This is a genomic window from Paenisporosarcina sp. P4_D4 (assembly GCF_056401835.1).
The window spans coordinates 1-1,220 of sequence record NZ_JBFUIO010000310.1 but is presented as its reverse complement, the minus strand read 5'-3'; the positions used below and the strand labels follow the sequence as shown (position 1 = coordinate 1,220).

6 tRNA genes and 2 rRNA genes are annotated in these 1,220 nt (G+C 47.2%); all 8 read left to right on the top strand.

From position 1 onward, the window contains the following. Positions 1-196: ribosomal RNA gene (locus AC1DSL_RS18455) — 23S ribosomal RNA — on the top strand; the annotation flags it as partial. 132 nt (positions 197-328) lie between these two features. Then, positions 329-444 (top strand): 5S ribosomal RNA (rrf, locus tag AC1DSL_RS18450). Positions 445-457: 13 nt separating this feature from the next. After that, positions 458-532: transfer RNA gene (locus AC1DSL_RS18445), tRNA-Asn, on the top strand. A 7-nt stretch (positions 533-539) separates the two neighbouring features. Continuing rightward, a tRNA-Ser gene (locus tag AC1DSL_RS18440) sits at positions 540-631 on the top strand. 23 nt (positions 632-654) lie between these two features. Continuing rightward, positions 655-729 (top strand) — tRNA-Glu (locus tag AC1DSL_RS18435). Between the two features lie 37 nt (positions 730-766). After that, positions 767-842, top strand: a tRNA-Val gene (locus AC1DSL_RS18430). A gap of 152 nt (positions 843-994) precedes the next feature. Beyond that, a tRNA-Met gene (locus AC1DSL_RS18425) sits at positions 995-1,071 on the top strand. A gap of 3 nt (positions 1,072-1,074) precedes the next feature. Then, positions 1,075-1,150 (top strand) — tRNA-Asp (locus AC1DSL_RS18420). Positions 1,151-1,220: the final 70 nt, after the last annotated feature.

The following is a 1,220-nucleotide window of genomic DNA, read 5'->3' as shown; positions in this document are numbered from 1 at the left end:
CAAGAGCATCGCTGGGTAGCTATGTGTGGCCGGGATAAGTGCTGAAAGCATCTAAGCATGAAGCCCCCCTCAAGATGAGATTTCCCATTACGCAAGTAAGTAAGATCCCTCAAAGACGATGAGGTAGATAGGTTCGAGGTGGAAGCGCGGTGACGTGTGCAGCTGACGAATACTAATCGATCGAGGACTTAACCAAAATGAATTTGAATGGTTTTCAATGACCCGTTTATCCAGTTTTGAGTGAACAAAAAAGTTTTTTTATTTTTAAAAAACGCTTGTAATTCTCATGAGACTTGATATAATAAATCTTGTCTTAAAAAACAAATAGTCTGGTGATGATGGCGAAGAGGTCACACCCGTTCCCATACCGAACACGGAAGTTAAGTTCTTCAGCGCCGATGGTAGTTGGGGGTTTCCCCCTGTGAGAGTAGGTCGTCGCCAGGCTATATATTATTGATCCGAAGTAGCTCAGTGGTAGAGCAATCGGCTGTTAACCGATTGGTCGTAGGTTCGAGTCCTACCTTCGGAGCCATATCTTTGGGGAGCTGTCCGAGTGGCCGAAGGAGCACGATTGGAATTCGTGTAGGCGGGTTAAACTGTCTCAAGGGTTCAAATCCCTTGCTCTCCGCCAGATAATTTCCTTCTATTATATATGGCCCCTTGGTCAAGCGGTTAAGACACCGCCCTTTCACGGCGGTAACACGGGTTCGAATCCCGTAGGGGTCACCAATTTATTTTCAAGAAAATATAACCAGTTTTCATTTTCGGAGGATTAGCTCAGCTGGGAGAGCATCTGCCTTACAAGCAGAGGGTCGGCGGTTCGAGCCCGTCATCCTCCACCATTTACACTATAAACACTTTCGATAAAGAACAACGCGAGGGTGGAGCAAATCGCCAAACGAAGATGGCGATTAACATCGAAGCAGGCGAAGCCGATGCAGATGTCCACTAAGACATAAGCGGTGAAGCAATAGTGTTTATAACATAATATTGACGCGGGGTGGAGCAGCACGGTAGCTCGTTGGGCTCATAACCCAAAGGTCGCAGGTTCAAATCCTGCCCCCGCAACCAAATGGTCCCGTGGTGTAGCGGTTAACATGCCTGCCTGTCACGCAGGAGATCGCGGGTTCGATTCCCGTCGGGACCGCCATTTTTTATGAAGTGTTAAGAATTGGAATAAGCAAAGAAGGTCTAGGAAGCAAAATGAGTAAGTGAAGGAG